At 68.5% G+C, this 17,611-nt stretch carries 15 protein-coding genes; 4 read left to right on the top strand and 11 right to left on the bottom strand.

The features are described 5' to 3' along the window. Positions 1-259: 259 nt before the first annotated feature. The 3 genes from V7067_RS06750 to V7067_RS06740 all read left to right on the top strand — a co-directional run bounded on the left by V7067_RS06750 (position 260) and on the right by V7067_RS06740 (position 6,471). A complete protein-coding gene (locus V7067_RS06750) occupies positions 260-2,857 on the top strand; it encodes a DUF3141 domain-containing protein (protein WP_334175122.1) in 2,598 nt (865 codons plus the stop codon). Between the two features lie 132 nt (positions 2,858-2,989). Next, positions 2,990-5,584, top strand: coding sequence for a plasma-membrane proton-efflux P-type ATPase (locus V7067_RS06745; RefSeq protein WP_334175121.1), 2,595 nt, complete (start codon positions 2,990-2,992; stop codon positions 5,582-5,584). Positions 5,585-5,769: 185 nt separating this feature from the next. Continuing rightward, on the top strand, positions 5,770-6,471 hold the full coding sequence (locus V7067_RS06740; protein WP_334175120.1) for a VIT family protein: 702 nt from the start codon (positions 5,770-5,772) through the stop codon (positions 6,469-6,471). Between the two features lie 5 nt (positions 6,472-6,476). Here V7067_RS06740 and repC read toward each other — a convergent pair whose 3' ends face one another. From repC to V7067_RS06705, 7 genes are all read right to left on the bottom strand, one after another. Further along, complete coding sequence (gene repC / locus V7067_RS06735; protein ID WP_334175119.1) at positions 6,477-7,709, bottom strand: plasmid replication protein RepC; 1,233 nt, start codon at positions 7,707-7,709, stop codon at positions 6,477-6,479. Positions 7,710-7,954: 245 nt separating this feature from the next. Further along, positions 7,955-9,022 carry a plasmid partitioning protein RepB gene (gene repB / locus V7067_RS06730; RefSeq protein ID WP_334175118.1) on the bottom strand — a complete coding sequence of 356 codons (1,068 nt, stop codon included), beginning with the start codon at positions 9,020-9,022 and terminating at the stop codon, positions 7,955-7,957. Between the two features lie 94 nt (positions 9,023-9,116). Continuing rightward, entirely contained in the window at positions 9,117-10,346 is a 1,230-nt protein-coding gene (gene repA, locus V7067_RS06725) for a plasmid partitioning protein RepA (RefSeq protein WP_334175117.1), read from the bottom strand. A gap of 117 nt (positions 10,347-10,463) precedes the next feature. Then, complete coding sequence (locus V7067_RS06720; RefSeq protein WP_334175116.1) at positions 10,464-11,927, bottom strand: HAMP domain-containing sensor histidine kinase; 1,464 nt, start codon at positions 11,925-11,927, stop codon at positions 10,464-10,466. Further along, entirely contained in the window at positions 11,924-12,613 is a 690-nt protein-coding gene (locus V7067_RS06715) for a response regulator transcription factor (RefSeq protein ID WP_334175115.1), read from the bottom strand. Before V7067_RS06715 ends, V7067_RS06720 begins: the two co-directional genes overlap by 4 nt. Before the next feature lie 27 nt (positions 12,614-12,640). Further along, positions 12,641-13,189, bottom strand: a complete 549-nt coding sequence (locus V7067_RS06710; RefSeq protein WP_334175114.1) for a cytochrome b/b6 domain-containing protein — start codon at positions 13,187-13,189, stop codon at positions 12,641-12,643. Positions 13,190-13,299: 110 nt separating this feature from the next. Continuing rightward, complete coding sequence (locus tag V7067_RS06705; RefSeq protein ID WP_334175113.1) at positions 13,300-13,593, bottom strand: PepSY domain-containing protein; 294 nt, start codon at positions 13,591-13,593, stop codon at positions 13,300-13,302. A gap of 185 nt (positions 13,594-13,778) precedes the next feature. Between V7067_RS06705 and mbfA the strand changes: the two genes are divergently transcribed. Further along, complete coding sequence (gene mbfA, locus V7067_RS06700; RefSeq protein ID WP_334175112.1) at positions 13,779-14,774, top strand: iron exporter MbfA; 996 nt, start codon at positions 13,779-13,781, stop codon at positions 14,772-14,774. Between the two features lie 21 nt (positions 14,775-14,795). Here the strand turns inward: mbfA and V7067_RS06695 are convergent, their stop codons facing one another. The 4 genes from V7067_RS06695 to V7067_RS06680 form a co-directional block, all read right to left on the bottom strand. Next, positions 14,796-15,767 carry a hypothetical protein gene (locus tag V7067_RS06695; RefSeq protein ID WP_334175111.1) on the bottom strand — a complete coding sequence of 324 codons (972 nt, stop codon included), beginning with the start codon at positions 15,765-15,767 and terminating at the stop codon, positions 14,796-14,798. Positions 15,768-16,129: 362 nt separating this feature from the next. Further along, the gene (locus V7067_RS06690) at positions 16,130-16,726 is read right to left on the bottom strand and encodes a YceI family protein (protein WP_334175110.1); all 597 of its coding nucleotides are present in this window, start codon (positions 16,724-16,726) and stop codon (positions 16,130-16,132) included. Beyond that, entirely contained in the window at positions 16,726-17,319 is a 594-nt protein-coding gene (locus V7067_RS06685; RefSeq protein ID WP_334175109.1) for a cytochrome b, read from the bottom strand. Before V7067_RS06685 ends, V7067_RS06690 begins: the two co-directional genes overlap by 1 nt. A gap of 77 nt (positions 17,320-17,396) precedes the next feature. After that, the coding region (locus V7067_RS06680) for a YceI family protein (RefSeq protein ID WP_334175108.1) at positions 17,397-17,611 on the bottom strand (215 nt) is incomplete at its 5' end.

The raw sequence follows: 17,611 nt of genomic DNA, 5'->3' as shown, positions 1-17,611 counted from the left end.
CCCGGTCCGACCGGCATGACACAGTCACAGCCGCCCGTTTCAGCGGAAGACAGCGCCCGCGGGATGACGAAAAGTCGCCGCCGATTTGATCCCTGTCAGTCTTTGGCAGGTCTCGACCGGTATAGACTTCAGCGTGCAAACTTGGGCCATGCGCGGCCGGGCAGAGGGGCGCCCGGTGCGCGCGCATGCCGGGGAGATGCCGCCCGGCCCTTTCGCTCATCTGCCGGCCCGCGGCCGGCCCTTGTCGGGACGAATTCGCATGACGAATGCCAGCGGTGCCTCCAATCCGGATGAAACGAAACCGGTCGCAACCGGGCTGTGCCCGTTTCCCGATCTCAGCCGTCTTTTCGGGTCGCTTCCCGGCGCGGCGGCGGCCTGCCCCTTCCCCGCCGGAACGCTGAAGGCGTGGAGCGACGCCGCCGGGGCCTTCAATCCGTTTCTGGCGGCGCTGGCCCCGCAGGGTGCCGGTGACACCGCCGGCCGGCCGGCCGCGCCGCCCGCCGGCGCCTTTGCCGCCGCCGGCCTCGGGCCGGCGGATTTCTGGACCCGGTGGCTGCACGACAAGGCGGCCGCGATGCCCGGCCTGCGCGCACCCTGGCTCTCCGGCGGCGCGCCGGCGCTGCCGCTCGCCGACAATCCGCTGTCCGCCTATGTCACCGACACGGCCGAGCGCAGCGTGCTCTATCTGGACGTGCTGCGCCGCCGCGGCAACGAACAGGAGGCCATCACCGCCCGTCCGTCGGCGACGGTGCTGACCTTCGACCATGCCGAGATCCTCAGCGGCCGCACCCTGCGGCGGCCGATCAACTATTCGCTGTCCCGCATCCTGCCGCCGGAAGGCATCGTCATCGACGAGACGAAACGGCCGGTGGTGGTGGTCGATCCGCGTGCCGGACAGGGCCCCGGCATCGGCGGTTTCAAGACCGAAAGCGAAATCGGCGATGCGCTGCACACCGGGCATCCGGTCTATTTCATCAATTTCTCCGCCGAGCCGGTGCCCGGACAGACCTTCCTCGATGTCGTGGAAGGTCAGGTCACGTTCTTCGAGCATATCGTGGCGCTGCATCCCGATGCACCGCGCCCGTTCGCCATCGGCAACTGTCAGGCCGGCTATCAGACGCTGATGGTGGCGATGCTGCGGCCGGATCTGTTCGGCCCGTGCATGGTGGCCGGCTCGCCGATCTCGTACTGGCAGGGCGTGCACGGCAAGAACCCGATGCGCTATGCCGGGGGCCTGCTGGGCGGCAGCTGGCTGACGGCGCTGACCTGCGATCTCGGCCGCGGCAAGTTCGACGGCACCTGGCTGATCCTCAACTTCGACAATCTCAACCCGGCCAACTGGCTGTGGGACAAGCAATATTCCGTCTATTCCGCCGTTGATACAGAGGCCGCGCGCTATCTCTCCTTCGAGAAGTGGTGGGGCGATTTCATCGAGCTGAACGGCGAGGAAATCCAGTTTCTCGTCAACGAAATGTTCATCGGCGACAAGCTCACCCGCAACCAGATCAAGGCCGGCGACGGCACCATCTTCGATCTGCGGACCATCACCTCGCCGATCATCGTCTTCACCTCGATGGGCGACAATATCAGCCCGCCGCAACAGACGCTGGGCTGGATTCTCGATCTCTACCGCGATGTGGAGGAACTGCGCGAGGCCGGGCGCACCATCGTCTACTGCCTCAACCAGACCGTCGGGCATCTGGCCATTTTCGTTTCCTCCAAGGTCGGCGCCAAGGAAGACGAGGAAATGGTGCGGCTGATGGACGTGATCGACTGCATGCCCCCCGGCCTCTACGAACTCGTCATCGAGCCCGCTGCCGAGGGCGCCCCGCGCGGCCTTTACGGCTCCGGACGCTGGATCAGCCATTTCGAAAGCCGCACCTTCGACGATCTGCGCGCCCTCGGCCGCAACAGCGAAGACGACGACCGCGCCTTTGCCACCGCGGCACGGGTTTCGGAACTGCTGCTGTCGAGCTATCGCACCTTTGCCCAGCCGTGGGTGCGCGCGGCGGTGAGCCAGCCGATGGCCGATGCGGCGCGCGCCCTCAATCCGCTGCGCCTCAGCTACAGCGCCTTTGCCGATTCCAATCCGCTGATGAAGCCGATCGGCCCGCTGGCGGCCGAAACGCAGGAAAAACGCCACGCGGCCGACGACGAAAACCCCTTCCGCAAGGCAGAAGCCGAAGCGGGGCAGCAGATCTCCCGCGCGCTCGACAGCTGGCGCGAGATGCGCGACAGCACGGTCGAAAAGCTGTTCTTCGCCATCTACGGCAATCCGCTGCTGCAGGGGCTGGTCGGCCTCAACAACAACCAGCCGGTGCGCGAACTGCCGGGCGTGACGCCGGACGAACTCGACCGCCGCCGGGCGCGGCGCGAAGCGCTGCTCGCCGCCATCGGCGCCGGCGGCTTCGATGCCGCACTCGTGCGCGCCGTTCTGGCGGTGATCTCGGCCGACCGGCGGCTTGACGAGCGCAGCGCAGAGGCGCTGAACGCCGTGCGCAAGTCGTTGCTGCATCTCGATATCGAGCCGTTCAAAGCACTGGTGCGCGAGCAGTTTTCCATGCTCACCCTCGCCCGCGCCGAGGCCCTTGCCGCGCTGCCGGCTCTGGTGCCGGAGGCCGGCCGGCAGGCCCTGCTGCTGCAGCAGGTGGAGGCCGTTGCCGCCGCGCCCGGCCGCATCAGCGCCGCAGAGGCCGCAGGCATCGCCACCCTGCGCGCCATTCTGCAGGCCGGCGCCGCGCAGGCCGCCGACAGCAGCCCCGCGCCGGCCCGCCGCCGCCCGGCCCGGGCAAAGCCCGCCCGCGCGCCGGCTGAAGATGCCGGCCCGGTAACGGACAGCGAGGCCCCGGCGCAATAAGGCCTCGTTACGGCGCGTTGCCAGCCTCCGGGGGCGGAGGCCGGCAACGGCCTTCTTCGCCGCCGGGCCGGAAGCCGGCGGCGCGACCTGACGACGGCGCAGCCGCGGCTGCGGAGGAAAAAGGGGATATCCATGGCAGTCAGCATCGCCGCGGGGGCACCGCAGGCCCCGCCGCCCGCTTCAACGGCCAGCGACGGCCGGCCCGTGCGCCTCGATGCCGCCGGCATCGAGGCGGCTTTCCGGCAGGCGGGCAGCACGCCGCAGGGCCTGACGGCCGCGGAGGCCGCCACCCGGCTGGAAAAATACGGCCCGAACGCCATCGAGGCGCGGGAGGAAAGCCGCTGGCACAAACTGGTCGGCTATTTCTGGGGCCCCATTCCATGGATGATCGAAGCGGCCGCCCTGCTGTCGCTGCTGCGGCTCGACTGGCCCGACTTCTCGGTGGTGATGGGCCTGCTGATCTATAATGCCGTCATCGGCTTCTGGCAGGACAGCAAGGCGGCGAGCGCGCTGGCCGCGCTGAAGCAGAGCCTGGCCCTCAAGGCCAAGGTGCGCCGCGACGGTGCATGGGTGACGGTCGATGCCGTGACGCTGGTGCCCGGCGACGTGATTTCGGTGGCCGGCGGCGAGACCCTTCCCGCCGATCTGGTGCTGACGGACGGCAAATATCTGTCCGTCGATCAGGCGGCGCTGACGGGTGAATCCCTGCCCGTCTCCAAGGATGTCGGCGACAGCGCCTATTCCGGCTCCATCGTGCGGCAGGGCTCCATGGTGGCGCTGGTCACCGCCACCGGCAACGCCACCTTCTTCGGCCGCACCGCCAAGCTGGTGGCCGCCGCGGGCACGAAGTCGCACGCCGAAAAGGCGGTGCTGCAGATGGGCGATTTCCTGATCGCCCTGTCGGTCGTTCTGGCGCTGATCCTCGTTTACGCGCAGGTGCACCGCTTCATCGTGTCGCCGGAAGGCTGGCAGTGGTCGGATCTGGGCCAGATCGTGCAGATCGTGCTGGTCCTGCTGGTGGCCTCCGTGCCGGTGGCAACGCCGGCGGTGATGTCCGTCACCATGGCGCTCGGCGCGCTGGCGCTCTCCAAACACAAGGCCATCGTCTCGCGGCTGTCGGCGATTGAGGAACTGGCCGGCGTCGACGTGCTGTGCTCCGACAAGACCGGCACGCTGACCCAGAACAAGCTGACGCTGCAGACGCCGATTCCGTTTGGCCCCGCAACCCCGCAGGCCATCATTCTCGGTGCGGCCTGCGCCACCCAGCGCCAGAGCGACGATGCCATCGACGTGGCCGTGCTGTCGGCAGTAACCGACCGCGCCGCGCTGGAAGCCCTGAAGCCGGTGGATTTCACCCCCTTCGATCCGGTCAACAAGAAGACGATCGGCGTGGTGGAAGGAGCGGACGGCAAGCGCATCGCCTATGCTAAGGGCGCACCGCAGGTGATCGCCGCGCTGGCCGGGGTCAGCGACGGGGAGGCTGCCAAAACCTATTTCGGCACGGTCTCCGATCTTGCCGGCCGCGGCACCCGCGCCCTCGGTATCGCCCGGTCCGACGACGGCGAAAAGACATGGACGCTGCTCGGCCTGCTGCCGATGCTCGATCCGCCGCGCCCCGATGCCCGCGACACCATCGCCCGGGCCAAGGAACTCGGCGTCGACGTGAAGATGGTGACCGGTGACGATGTCGCCATCGGATCGGAGATCTCCCGCCAGCTCGGCCTTGGCGACCGCCTGCTGGTTGCCAGCGATGTGTTCGGCGCCGATTCCAGCCCCGAACATATCGCCATCGACGCCGCGCGCGCCGTGGAGCGCGCCGACGGCTTCGGCCGCGTGTTCCCCGAGCACAAGTTCGAGATCGTCAAGGCGCTTCAGGAGCGCGGCCACATCGTGGCCATGACCGGCGACGGCGTGAACGATGCCCCCGCTCTGAAGCAGGCCGATTGCGGCGTGGCGGTGAGCGGGGCGACAGACGCCGCCCGCTCGGCCGCCGCCCTGATCCTGACCGCGCCGGGGCTTTCCACCATCATCAACGCCATCATGGAAGCGCGTGCGATCTTCGAGCGCATCGCAAGCTATATCTATTATCGCATCGCGATGACCGTGAACATCATGCTGGTCGTGGTGCTGGTCTATCTGGTCTATAATTTCATGCCGCTGACGGCGATCATGATCGTGTTTCAGGCATTGCTTGACGATATTCCGATCATGACCATCGCCTACGATAACGTGAAGGTGCAGAACAAGCCGGTGCGCTGGAACATGCACCGCATGATCAACTTCTCCTCCGTCATGGGCATCATGGCTCTGGTGCAGAGTTTCGGCATCGTCGCCATCGGCATGTACTGGATGCATCATCCGGCGTGGATGGCCTTCCTGCCGATGGATTATCCGCACATCCAGACCATGCTGTTCCTGCAGCTCACGGCCGGCGGGCATCTGCTGTTTTTCGTCTCGCGTGTTCAGGGCTCGCTGTTCCGTCCGCCCTATCCGAGCTGGCAGGTGTTTGCCGCCATCATGGGCACGCAGGTGTTTGCCGTGCTGCTGTGCGCCTTCGGCCTGCTGATGCCGGCGCTGCCGTGGTTCCTCATCGGTCTCGTCTATGTCTACTGCCTCGCCTGGACGCTGGTGATGGACTGGGTGAAGCTCGGCTATTACTGGGCGATGGACAAGCGCGACGCGCGTTCGGCGGCAATGGAAACGCCGCTGACCGGGCTTCGCCCCTGAAGGTCTGGCCCGCACCGCCCCTGCGGGCAGACCCGAAACACGGCCCGGCGCAGTCCTGTGCCGGGCCTTTTTCTTGTGTGCACCGGCCATCCGGCGCGGCAGCGGTCGTCAAATCGTCATCGCCGCGGCGGAGGCTGTCGTCAAAGCCTCCCCTCCCCTTCCCTGCCCGCTTCCGGAGCCTGCCGATGTCGACCGCCCGTTCTCATGCCGAAGGCCATGTCGTTTCCCGCATCGGCTGGCTGCGGGCCGCCGTGCTCGGCGCTAACGACGGCATCATCTCCACCGGCAGCCTGATGGTGGGCGTGGCCGCCGCAACGCCGGCCACCGCGGACGTTCTGGTGGCCGGTCTGGCCGGCATCATCGCCGGTGCCATGTCGATGGCTGCCGGCGAATATGTTTCCGTCAGTGCGCAGGCCGATACCGAGGCCGCCGATCTCGCCCGCGAACGCGCCGAGCTTGACGGCAACCCGGCCTTTGAGGTCGCGGAACTGGCGGCCATCTATCAGCAGCGCGGTCTTTCCCCGGCACTCGCCCGGCAGGTGGCCGAAGAACTGATGGCCCACGATGCCCTCGGCGCCCATGCCCGCGACGAACTCGGCATCACCGACACCGCGGCCGCACGCCCCCTGCAGGCCGCACTGGCTTCGGCGGCGACCTTCTCCGTCGGCGCCGCGGCCCCGCTGCTGACGGCACTCGTCGCCCCCGCGGCTCTGCTTGCCCCGGCCATCGGTCTGGTCTCGCTGCTCGTTCTTGCCATCACCGGCGTGCTGTCGGCGCGGGCCGGCGGCACCGGGGTTGTGCGGCCCACGGCGCGGATTGTGTTCTGGGGTGCTGCAGCGATGGCTCTGACCGGCCTTGCCGGCCATCTGGTCGGCACAGCGGTGTGAACCGCTCAGCGGCGCATGGTCCGTGCGGCTCCGGCCGCTTGCTGGCGCGACAGCAGGGCATTCAGCATCGGTGCCGTGCTGTAGCGGCCGGCCGCCGCCCGTCTGGTCAGCGCACGCAGATAGCCGCCGGGAGAGCGGATTTCGCTGGCGCGCTGCAGGATACCGGCCACCGTAATCGCGGCTTCGGCAGCCCCCATCGTCGCCCGGGCGTTCTGCCAGGCGCTGGGCGAGATATCGAGCAGCGGGCAGAGTTGTTGCGCGGTACGGATCAGATCCTCATGGCTTCGCAAGGGTGCAACGGACAGCAGGTCGGTTTCCGGGCAGGCCCTGATTACCAGTTCAATAGCCGGAGCTGAACGGCGAAGCGCTGGTCGTGTGTCTGCCGTGTTGTGCGTGTCTTGTTCGCAGTTGTCCGGTTCATCGGCCGTCTGCCGGCTTTCAGATTCAGACAGAAATTGGGATTCTGAATCCTGTATGTGGCGCTCAGTCTGAAGGGCACTGGCGCTCATATCAGTGGAATAAACAATCGTTCTCAGAGACTTATCGACATCGTTATGCACCGCGCGCAGATCGCGGGCGAGCGCCTCTGCCTGAGGCAGGCTGCGCAGGCGTTGTGGGGGGGCTGAGAGGGCTTCAAGGCGGGCGGTGAGCACCGCGTGGCTGTCGTCAGCCGGTGCGGTTGCGGCGGCGAAGGCCAGCAGCTTGGCGATCTCGCGGCGCAGCAGGCTGATCTCCTCCCGGAGCCGGCGCAGGCGGCGCTCCGCAGCGCGGGCTGCTTCGGCAGCCGAAAACAGCGCTTCCGCGCGCACCACCAGCGGCGACAGGTCGAACCCGAAGGCGGTGGCGATGCGGCCGGTGCTGTCCTGCCGGGCATAGCGTTTGCCGTTGGGGCTGTCGCGCCGCACGATCAGGCCGCTTTCGGTCAGCGCGGCGAGGTGCCGCCGCAGAGTGGCCGGCGCCATGCCGTTGGCCCGCTGCATCAGGACGGCATTGGAGGGAAAGACGATCAGGTTGTCGCCGCCAAGCTCGGCATCGGGAAAAAAGCTGAGCAGGGCGGAGAGCACCGCCAGCGAACGGTCGCCGAGACCGAGCCCGGCGCGCGCCTGCCGGATCGCCGCGAACAGCTTCCACTTGTCGATACGCACGGCGGGATCGCGACCGGCGGCGAGCCGCGCGGCCTGAATCTGGGCACAAGTCAGCGATCGGCCGCCAAAGGGCGCCGTCAGTTGAGAATCCATATCTGCTGCCTCAACGAAGCCGGCCACGGGCCGGTGCGTTTCAGTCAGGCAAAGCGATTTCGCTCGCGAAAACGGTCATCCGTCGCGTTCAAGGCTTGACTGCGATTCGCGGAAGTGGAATTCTCAGACCTGCCACAGTATGAGAAGGGCTTCCGGGACACCTCGTTTCGGGAGCCTTTTTCTTTGCCGGCTCCGGGGGATCGGTTGTTCTGCGGTGGCAATCTCCTGTTTCGGATTATCGGATCTCAGGCCTCTCCGTCGTCCTCGCGGGCGGCCAGAAAACGGGCATAGAGCGCATCGAGCTCGCCGGCGACGAAACGGCCAAAGGCAGGCAGCCGGCTGTCGTCAAAGGTGAGGACGGTCTGCGTGTCGGAAAACTCGATTCGGCCGGCCTCCCCTGCCCCCGGCGCCTTCCAGACCCGCACTTCCGGCCGCGCACGGCCGCGGGGACGGCTTTTGCGATCGAGCGCCTCAAGCACCATCATGAAGCGGACATCGCTTTCCGCCGCGCGAAAGCCGGGGCTCTGCAGCAGCTCGGCCATGATGCGGTCCGCCCGCGGCGCCTTGAGCCGCTCGGCCAGCGTCAGCCAGCGCGCGCGCCCCGCCTTGCGGGCCGGGCCGATAGCAATCAGCACCGACTCGGGAATGAGCCGGGCAACCGCGATATAGCGGCTGAGGTCGCCCTTGTCGGTGGAAAGGGCGGCGCCCAGCGTGGCGCGGTCGAAGCCCTGATCCTCCAGCCGGCGGGCAAACAGCGCCTTCTCGATGAAAGAGAGCTGTTCGCGGTCGAGGTTTTCCTTGCCCTGCGCGATGACCAGCTCGACATCGCTGAGCGGACGCACGACAGCCTTGACCGGCACGCCCAGCCGGGCGGCGGCCCGCAGACGGCGGTGCCCGTAGGCGGCCTGATAACGGCCGGATGCCGCCGGATGCGGGCGCACCAGAATCGGCACCTGCTGGCCGCTTTCGGCGATGGACCGAACGAGCGCCTCAAAACCGGGATCGACCTCGGCTTCAAGGCGGTCCTTGACCATCGAACCGTCGATGACGGCCGGATCGAGATCGATCACGGCGGTGCCGCTGGCGATCTGCTCCTGCAGACGCGCGGCGGTGCGCGCGCCCTCGGTCAGTTGCTGCAGCGAGGCGCCCATGGCGGAAATGGCGCCGGTGCGCACCCGCTCCTTCTCGCCCTCGCGGTGGACGGGGGCCGGGGTCACTGATGGCGCGGCCGGGTCCGCCCCGCTGGCCGGTGCGGCAGCAGGCTGCGGACGGCGGCCCATGAACAGCGAATTCAGCGTGTCCTTGCGGCTCATGCCTCACCTCCCGGCCGGCGGTTGGGAGCTCCCAACGCGCGGCTGCCCTGACGGCTGCCGCGCGGCGCGAGCGCGGCTCTCCCGCCGGCGGGCCTCATTTGCGCCCCCATGCCGCGCCGATCAGCTGCTCGATCTCGCCGTTGACGGCATCGAGGGCTTCCATGGCGCGGTCGTAGGTCGAGCGGGTCAGATTCTCCCGGCCGATCTCATAGAGCGTCTGCTTGGTGAGGCCGGCGTCGGAGACGGCGGCGGATTTCACCATCGGATTGGTCAGCACATGATCGCCGAACAGATTGCGCAGCAGCGCGACGACCTTGGTCTGCGGCCCGTCCTGCGGCTCGTAGCGGGTGACCAGATACCGGATGAAATCATAATGCAGCGTGCCGCCGGCCTCGCGCACCACGGCCAGAAGATCCTGCGTCATCAGCAGGAACTGGCTCATGGAAGCGACATCGAGCATCTGCGGATGCACGGTGATGATCATCGAGGTGGCGGCGCACAGCGCGGCGAGCGTGAGATAGCCGAGCTGCGGAGGACAGTCGATCACGATCACGTCGTAGTCGTCGGCCACGGCATCGAAGGCACGGGCGATGCGGGTATAGAAAATCTCGTCGGCGTCCCGCACCCCCTCCATCAGCGCCTGCGGCGTGACGTGCTCGAATTCCATCAGTTCCAGATTGCCCGGAACCAGATCGAGGCCGTCAAAATAGGTGGGACGAATAACATCGCGCAGCGGCCGCTTCTCGCTGTCGTAGCGGATGGCGGCGTAGAGCGTTTCGTTGCTGCCGACTTCCATTTCCGGCATCACGCCCATCAGGGCGGACAGCGAGGCCTGCGGATCGAGGTCGACGGCCAGCACGCGGTAACCGTGCAGGGCGAGATATTGCGCCAGATGCGCCGACGTGGTGGTCTTGCCCGAGCCGCCCTTGAAGTTGGTGACGGCGATGACCTGAAGGTGATCGCCGGGCTCGCGCGCCGGGCGGAAGGCATGCGGATCGCGGCCGCGGGCGGTGGTGGCGAGACGGCTGCGAATCTCGTTGATCTGCGCCAGTGTGTAGAGCCGGCGGCCGCCGGGGCCCTGATCGGGCTGCGGCCCCTCGCCGGCCAGCGCCATCTTGCGCAGGGTGGAATCGGAAATGCCCATCAGCCGCGCGGCTTCCCCGGAGGTGAAGCGGCGCAGGGTCTTCTTCGAGGTCGGCGGAAACATCGCCTCGCTCATGGCCTGAAGCTGGCCGGACAGCAGCGCGGCATGGGCGCCGATGGTCTCGTCGACCGGCGTCGCGGCAGGCTGGGTCCGGGGCAGATCGGGGGCGGACGGGCTCACAGGTTCGGTCTCTCATCACGGAAAAAGGATTTCTTCCGCCTTTATACCGTGACGATACGAAGAACTGCGATTCGTGCAAGGGCAAAAAAGTTAACGAAATCTTAAGGCGGGGACGAATCAACTGTCCGCGCCAGCGCGTTGGGAGCTCCCAACGGCCGGTCCGTCCGGCGCGGCGGCCGGCGGAAACTCGATCGTGACGGTCAGGCCGGCCTCGTTGGCGAGGCTGAGGCGGGCCCCGTGCAGGGCCGCGATGCGCTCCACGATCTTCAGGCCCATGCCAAGCGAGCCGGCGCGCGACACCGTGCCGATGGCCACACCGCCGTCGCCGGTCCGGCCGCTGAGGTCCATCCCGCCGCCGTCGTCGCCGACCACGAGGCGGGCCGGAGCCTCCACGCAGACGCGGATGGCGGTGCCGCGCGCGGTGTGGCGGACGGCGTTTTCGACCAGATTGCGCACCAGCAGTTCCACCGCCCCGGGCAGCACGCTGACCGGGGCGGCCGGCCCGGCTTCGAACGACAGCGTGTCGCCGGCCGCAAACACCAGCGGCGCAACCGCCTCCACGCCTGCCTCGGCAAGGGCGGCAAGGTCGGCCGGGCCGCGGCTGGCGGGATCGGCGGCATCGAGCCGGGCCAGCGCGGTCAGCTGCGCCACGGTGTGGGCGAGGGCGGCGACCGAGCGCTCGGCCTCGCGGGCCCGCGGATCGTCGATATGGCTGAGTTCCAGCTGCATGACCGCCAGCGGCGTACGGATTTCGTGGGCGACCGCTCCGGCCAGCACCGTCTGCGCCCGCACCAGCGCCTCGATGCGGTCGAAGGCGCGGTTGACGGCGTCGGTCAGGCGGCCGATCTCGCGCGGCAGGCCGGCCACCGGCAGCGGCGCGCGCGCGCCGCGCGCGGCCGGATTGATGGCATCGGCCGCCGCCGCAGCGCGCCCGACCCCGGTCAGTGCCCGGCGGATCGACAGGATCGTGGCGCCGATGACGAGGAACAGCATCAGGCCCATCGGCACCACCATGTGGTCGAACATCTCGTGCCACAGCACCTCGGCGACGAGCCGGGCGGGGTCGCCGAGAATGGCGATCTCCACGACGATGCCATCGGGGAAGGTGCGTCCGCCGGCAATGAACAGCGGCCGGCCGGGGCTGAGGGTGGTCATCCAGAAGGTCGGCGCGTCCAGTTCCTCAGGCAGAAAATGGGTCTGGCACAGCGGGCCGCAATTGGACCACAGCGTTCTGGTGCCGTCGCGCACGCGCAGATAGTAGCCGCCCTGCCCGTCGCGCTCGTCGAGGCGGTAGCGGTCGGCAAGGCGCGCGCCGGGCAGGGCAGCCTGCTGCGCCAGACCGTCGCTGACCGCCTGATGGACGAGGGTGGTTTCCTGCTCGATCAGCAGGCGGCCGAGTTCTTCGGTGTTGGACCAGTAATCGGCGAACACGACGCCGGTCTGGATCAGGCTGGCGAGGCCGGCGAACAGCAGAATGCGCCGCGCCACGAGGGTGACGAGATGGGGGGCCCGGGCCGGCCGGCGCCTGCGGCCGGGGCGGGCCGCGGGGCCGGGCTCAGGGGAGGGGCTCAGCGAACTCATGCCGTGCCGCTCCGGGTGCGCATCATGTAGCCGAGCCCGCGCACGGTCTCGATGATGACGCCGCCGCCGCCGGGCAGCGCCTCCAGCCGCCGGCGCAGGCGCGAGACGGCGAGTTCCAGCGCGTTGGGAGACAGAAAGCCGTCGCCGTCGGAAAGAGCGCTTTCCAGCCGCCGCTTCAGCACCACGCGGTCGACATCGCGCATCAGCATTTCGGCGAGCTGGCGTTCGCGCGGCGGCAGGGCCACGGCGGCATCGCCGCAGAAAACCTGCGCCTGCGCGGGGTCGAAGCGCAGCTCGCCGGCCTCCAGCCAGGGCGCGGCCTGCGGCCCGCCCCGGCGCGCAATGGCGCGGCATCGTGCCAGAAATTCACGGTGGTTGAAGGGCTTGGCCAGATAGTCGTCGGCGCCGGCATCGAGCCCGGCAATGCGGTCCTCGATGCCGCCGGCGGCGGTGATGATCAGCACCGGGCGCAGGTCGCCGGCCCGGCGCATGGTGCGCAGCAGCGTCAGCCCGTCGCCGTCCGGCAGGCCGAGGTCCAGCACCACGAGGTCATGATCCTGCGTGGCGATCTGGTCGCGCGCTTCGGCCGCGCTGGCCGCAACCTCCAGCCGCCAGCCGGCGGCATGGATCGTCTCTGCCAGCAGTTCGGCAAGGCGCCGGCTGTCTTCGACGACGAGCAGTTTCACCGCAGCGCCTCCGTGGCCGGCCGGGCCTCACGGCGCGCGCTTGTCGCCGGTCACCATCGACCAGATCAGGTTTTCCTTCAGCCGCCAGCTTTCCACGATCGCGGCCAGTGCGTGAAGCCCCGCCAGCACGAGAATGCCGTTGGCAGCGATCTCGTGGACTTCCTTCACCCAGCCGATACCCCAGAATGTGTCGGTGGTCATCATGTAGCCGGCGGTGACGGTCACGGCGAGCAGCGCCATCAGCGCCAGCATGACGACGGCGGCGAGCGGGTTGTGCCCGAGCATGCGCGGCTCGCGGCCGTGCAGCAGCTGTCCGATGAAGGGAAAGAGCCGCGCCGGGGTGGGGAAGAACTGGGTGAAGCGGGCGTAGTACGTGCCGACGAAGCCCCAGACGATGCGCACCGCGAGCAGGGCGCCGATGGTGTAGCCGACATAGCGGTGTGCGGTGTGCCCTTCCTCCAGAATGAAGAGGTTGAGCGTGCAGCCGGCGACAACGCCCCAGTGGAAGAGGCGGACGACCGGGTCCCACACCCGCACGCTGCGGCCGTGGGGGGAAACGGGCTGGGCGGTGTTCATGGCGAGGCTTCCGCAAGCGACGGGACGGGAAAGGCCGGCCGGCGGCGTGCCGCCGGCGGGGGACGGGAAGGGCCGGGGAGGGGAGGAGCCCCGGCCCTTGCGCCGGGCGATCAGTCGTCGCCGGTGTGCACCACAGCGCCGGTGGTCGGGTCGACATAGACCTCGGTGCGCTTGCCGTCCTTGTCCTTGGCATAGACCTCGTAGCAGGTGCCTTTGACCGCGAGGGAGCGGATGTCCTTGTAGCCTTCCTTCAGCAGCAGAGCCTTCATGTCGGTCTCGCTCTTCCACTCGGCGCGCGGCTTCTCGGTGCAGCGCATGTCGTCTTCGCCGGCATGGGCGAGAGCCGGGGCGAAGGCGGCCAGCGAGAGGGCCAGAAGCGAAAGAGCGCTCGTGCGACGCAGCATTTTGGGAGATCCTTTTTCCGGTTGCCGGCATTGCCCGCCGGACGCCCCCTCTTCGCACCGTCCACCTGTCGGCCACCTGTCGGCGCGCCCGGTTTCACAATCCGCCCGCCGGCGCGGCGCCGGGCCGCTTGCGTTTGGGGCGGCAGCGCCGCATATTGGAATTCTTCTAAATATAGCGGTGTCCGATGCTGTCTCGTTCTGCACGTCCCTGGTTTAGCGGAAAGCGCCGCTTTGCCGATCTCACGGAGAAAGAGATTCTCGCCCTCGCCATCTCGTCGGAGGAGGAGGACGGGCGCATCTACCAGACCTACGCCGCTACGCTGAAGGCGGAATATCCGGGCACGGCCGCGGTGTTTGAGGGCATGGCGGCAGAGGAGAACGAACACCGCCGGCGGCTGATCGACATCTATCGCCGCCGCTTCGGCGACCTGATCCTGCCGATCCGGCGCGAGCACGTGGCCGACTTTTACAGCCGCAAGCCGGTGTGGCTGGTGGAGAACCTCAGCCTCGAACGCATCCGCGAGGAGGCCGCCGACATGGAGCGCGCGGCCAACGAGTTCTACCATCTGGCCGCGGGCCGCACGAGCGATGCGGAAACCCGCCGGCTGCTGGGCGATCTGGCCGAGGCCGAAGCCGGCCACCAGCAGACCGCCGACACGCTGGCGGACCGCTATCTCGGTGCCGACGAACGCAGCGAGGAGGACCACGTTGCGCGCCGGCAGTTCATTCTGACGTGGGTGCAGCCGGGTCTGGCCGGCCTGATGGATGGTTCTGTCTCGACCCTTGCGCCGATTTTCGCGACGGCGTTTGCCACGCAGAACCCGTGGACGACTTTCCTCGTCGGCCTGTCGGCCTCGATCGGTGCCGGCATCTCGATGGGCTTCACCGAAGCGGTCCACGACGACGGCAAGCTCTCCGGTCGCGGCGCGCCGTGGAAGCGCGGTCTGGCCTCCGGCGTCATGACGGCGCTGGGCGGGCTCGGCCACGCGCTGCCCTACCTCATTCCCCATTTCTGGCTTGCCACGAGCATCGCTCTGGCGGTGGTGTTCGTGGAACTGTGGGCCATCGTGTGGATTCAGAACCACTACATGGAAACGCCGTTCTGGCGGGCGACGGTGCAGGTGGTGCTGGGCGGCCTGCTGGTGCTGGCCGTGGGCATTCTGATTGGCGGCGGCGCCTGAAGGCGCGCCGCTTGTCTGCGCTCAGGACGCGGCGGTTTCCCACAAGGCAAAGCCGCGGGTGCTGATCTCGCCGGGCTCCGGCAGGCCCGGCAGGCCGGCGACAGCCATCAACGCCGCCCGGCTCGCTTCGCCCTGCAGGACGAAGGCGTTGGCGAAGAAGTTCGCCAGCGCGTTTTCCAGCGCATCGGTTCCGCTGAACAGGCCGGTTTCGCCGTCGCGGATGAAGAGGCCGCAATCCTCGCCGGTGCGCAGCAGCGTCAGCACATGCCCGCGCGAGACCGCGAAGCGGCGCGCCAGTTCCGCCACCGTCATGTGGGCCGGATCGTCCACGCCGAGGCGGGCGTGGAGCAGCGAAAAGGCAATGATCAGACCGGCATCGCGCTCGGCCAGCGCGGTCAGCTCCGGGGCGGCGTCGAGGGCGCGGAAGCCGGCCAGAAAATGGCGGGCAATCTCGCAGGCCATGGCGCCCAGAAAGGCATCGTGCGGCAGCAGCCGCTGCACCGCAGCGCTCCACGGCACCAGCGGCGCGAGGGCGCCGTAAATCGCCTGCCAGCGCTGACGGTAGAGATCGTGCAGGTGCCGGGAAGGGGCAAGGCGGGTGATGCGCCGGTCGCTGACCGGCAGGCGGTGCAGCAGGCCGATGAGCTGCAGGCCGGCCAGCAGCGCGGTGGCGCGGCCGGAGCTGCAGATATCCTGCTCCTGACACAGCGTCTTGACCTGTCCCACGGTGAACCCGGTCGGCGCGTCGAGCGGGTCGCCGTCGAAATGCAGGTAGAGCAGCAGGGTGAGCAGCACGAACCGGCCGCGGTCGTTGGAAAAGCGGTTCAGAATCCGCTGGCTGCGGAACTGCCCGGTGGCCGCGGTGGTTGCCGCCAGAAGCGCTTCCACGAAGCCGGGCTGCCGGCGGGCGATCCCGACGCGGGCGCCGAAATAGCGCGGGTCTGCCGGTGCGGCAAGGGAAAGGCCGTCAACGGCCGGTGACAGCTGCCTCATCGTGCGGCCCTGAACGCATCGCGAAACGCATCGCACATCGCCTGCCGCAGCGCCGGGCAGGGGACGGGCCCGGCCGACGGCATGGCAGACATGATCCGGTAGAGTGATTCCGCCGGATCGCGGGCAGGCCGCCTCCGCCGGATGCGCGCAGTTTTAGGACCCTGAGCCGTCTTGTCTACTACCCAGAACGCTTAAGAGCTTCGTTTTGTGTGCTTTTTCGCCCGATCCGGCCTCAGGGCGCCGAACCGGCCCCGGCCTGTGCTGAAAATGCGACGCCCGCCGGGCCCGGGGGAGCGGGCGCCGGCGGGGTTGCGGACGGGGCGGACAGCAGGCGCGGGGGAGGGCGCCGGGCCGGCCCGTCTTCAGGGCTTGCGGGTGGCGGTGATGTCGAACGTCACGTCGACATTGACGCCGACATACTGGTCGCTGGCCCATGCACCCTGACCGACGCCGTAATCGGTGCGCACGAGGGTGAGCTTGCCGGTGGCGTGGGCCTTGTCGCCTTCGATGGCGATGGTCACGGGCAGCGTCACGTCGTGGCTGGTGTCGCGGATGGTCAGCGTGCCGGCGGCCTCATAGGCATTGCCACCGGTGGCGCGGAACGACCGGGCCTCGAACACCGCGCGCGGATGGCTGGCGGCATCGAACCAGTCGGCCTCCGGCATCGCGCCATCCTTCTGGGCATCGCCGGTCTTGGCGCTGGCCACGTCGATGGTGACTTTGGCGTGGCCCTTCTCCGGGGCGGCCGGATCGAAGCTGATCTCGGCCGTCCACTTGCCGAAGGTGCCCTTGAAGGCGTCGCCCGACTGCACGCCGGAAAAGCCGAGGGTGCTTGCAGCCGGATCGACGACCCAGTCGGCCGCCTGTGCCGGCAGGGCCAGGCCGGCCGCGCCGGCCAGCGCGGTGGCGAGGATGAGCGGGCGGAGGGCGCGCGGGCGCCGGAGCAAGGACGTGTTCATTATCGGGTTTCCGATCCAAAGCGGGGCAGCATGCGCGTCAGCACGGTGTCGCGGATCAGGAAATGATGGCGCAGCGCCGCGGCAATGTGAACGACAAGCAGAGCAATCAGCAGCCACGCGGCCAGTTCATGGGCTTCCGACACCACGGGGTTGATGGCGGCCTTGGGGGCAAAGGCGGTCAGAAACTCAAGATGCGGCCACGGCAGGAGGCCGTAGAGCACGGTCGGAATGTTGAACGGCGAGGTGGAGACCACCGCCCAGCCGGACAGCGGCAGGGCAAACAGCAGGCCGTAGAGGCCGACATGGCCGAGATGCGCGGCCAGCTTCTCCAGCCCGGGCATGGTATCGGGCAGCGCGGGGGCGCGGTGCGAAAGCCGCCAGCCGAGCCGCAGCACGGTCAGCGCCAGAACGGTGATGCCGACCGACTTGTGCCACTGGAACAGCGAGAACTGCAGCGGCGATCCGGGCCGGGCCGACGTCATGACGAAGCCCATGACCAGCAGCGCAAGAATGGCCAGCGCCGTCAGCCAGTGGATGGCGATGGCGACACGGTCGTAGCGGGTCTTTGTCGCGCGGGTCTTGGTGGCGGGCATGGCAGCCTCTTCGCTTCCGGGGGCGCGGCAGAACCGGCCGGCCTTCCCTGACGGGGAAGGCCGGCCGGCGGAGCCGGTTACTGCACCTTGCTGAATTCGGCCGAGATGATGAGCGAAACGTCATCGCCCACGGCCGGGGCATAGGTCTTGATGCCGAATTCGGTGCGCTTGATCACGCCCTTGGCGCTGAAGCCGAGGGTGTAGGTCTTGAACATGTTCTCGCCGCCGCCGTTGAACGTGGCGTCGAGGGTGACCGGCTTGGTCACGCCGTGCAGCGTCAGGTCGCCGGTGA

Origin of the sequence: Pseudoxanthobacter sp., assembly GCF_036822375.1 — a bacterium.
Lineage (GTDB): Bacteria > Pseudomonadota > Alphaproteobacteria > Rhizobiales > Segnochrobactraceae > Pseudoxanthobacter.
Note: the sequence above shows the minus strand (reverse complement) of the source record. Positions and strands in the feature narration are given on the sequence as shown.

Bases quoted from the DNA above. Each gene is read 5' to 3' on its own strand.
- V7067_RS06750 (WP_334175122.1), top strand. From the start codon at position 260: ATGACGAATGCCAGCGGTGCCTCCAATCCGGATGAAACGAAACCGGTC.
- V7067_RS06745 (WP_334175121.1), top strand. From the start codon at position 2,990: ATGGCAGTCAGCATCGCCGCGGGGGCACCGCAGGCCCCGCCGCCCGCT.
- V7067_RS06740 (WP_334175120.1), top strand. From the start codon at position 5,770: ATGTCGACCGCCCGTTCTCATGCCGAAGGCCATGTCGTTTCCCGCATC.
- repC (WP_334175119.1), bottom strand. From the start codon at position 7,709: ATGGATTCTCAACTGACGGCGCCCTTTGGCGGCCGATCGCTGACTTGT.
- repB (WP_334175118.1), bottom strand. From the start codon at position 9,022: ATGAGCCGCAAGGACACGCTGAATTCGCTGTTCATGGGCCGCCGTCCG.
- V7067_RS06720 (WP_334175116.1), bottom strand. From the start codon at position 11,927: ATGAGTTCGCTGAGCCCCTCCCCTGAGCCCGGCCCCGCGGCCCGCCCC.
- V7067_RS06710 (WP_334175114.1), bottom strand. From the start codon at position 13,189: ATGAACACCGCCCAGCCCGTTTCCCCCCACGGCCGCAGCGTGCGGGTG.
- V7067_RS06705 (WP_334175113.1), bottom strand. From the start codon at position 13,593: ATGCTGCGTCGCACGAGCGCTCTTTCGCTTCTGGCCCTCTCGCTGGCC.
- mbfA (WP_334175112.1), top strand. From the start codon at position 13,779: ATGCTGTCTCGTTCTGCACGTCCCTGGTTTAGCGGAAAGCGCCGCTTT.
- V7067_RS06695 (WP_334175111.1), bottom strand. From the start codon at position 15,767: ATGAGGCAGCTGTCACCGGCCGTTGACGGCCTTTCCCTTGCCGCACCG.
- V7067_RS06690 (WP_334175110.1), bottom strand. From the start codon at position 16,726: ATGAACACGTCCTTGCTCCGGCGCCCGCGCGCCCTCCGCCCGCTCATC.
- V7067_RS06685 (WP_334175109.1), bottom strand. From the start codon at position 17,319: ATGCCCGCCACCAAGACCCGCGCGACAAAGACCCGCTACGACCGTGTC.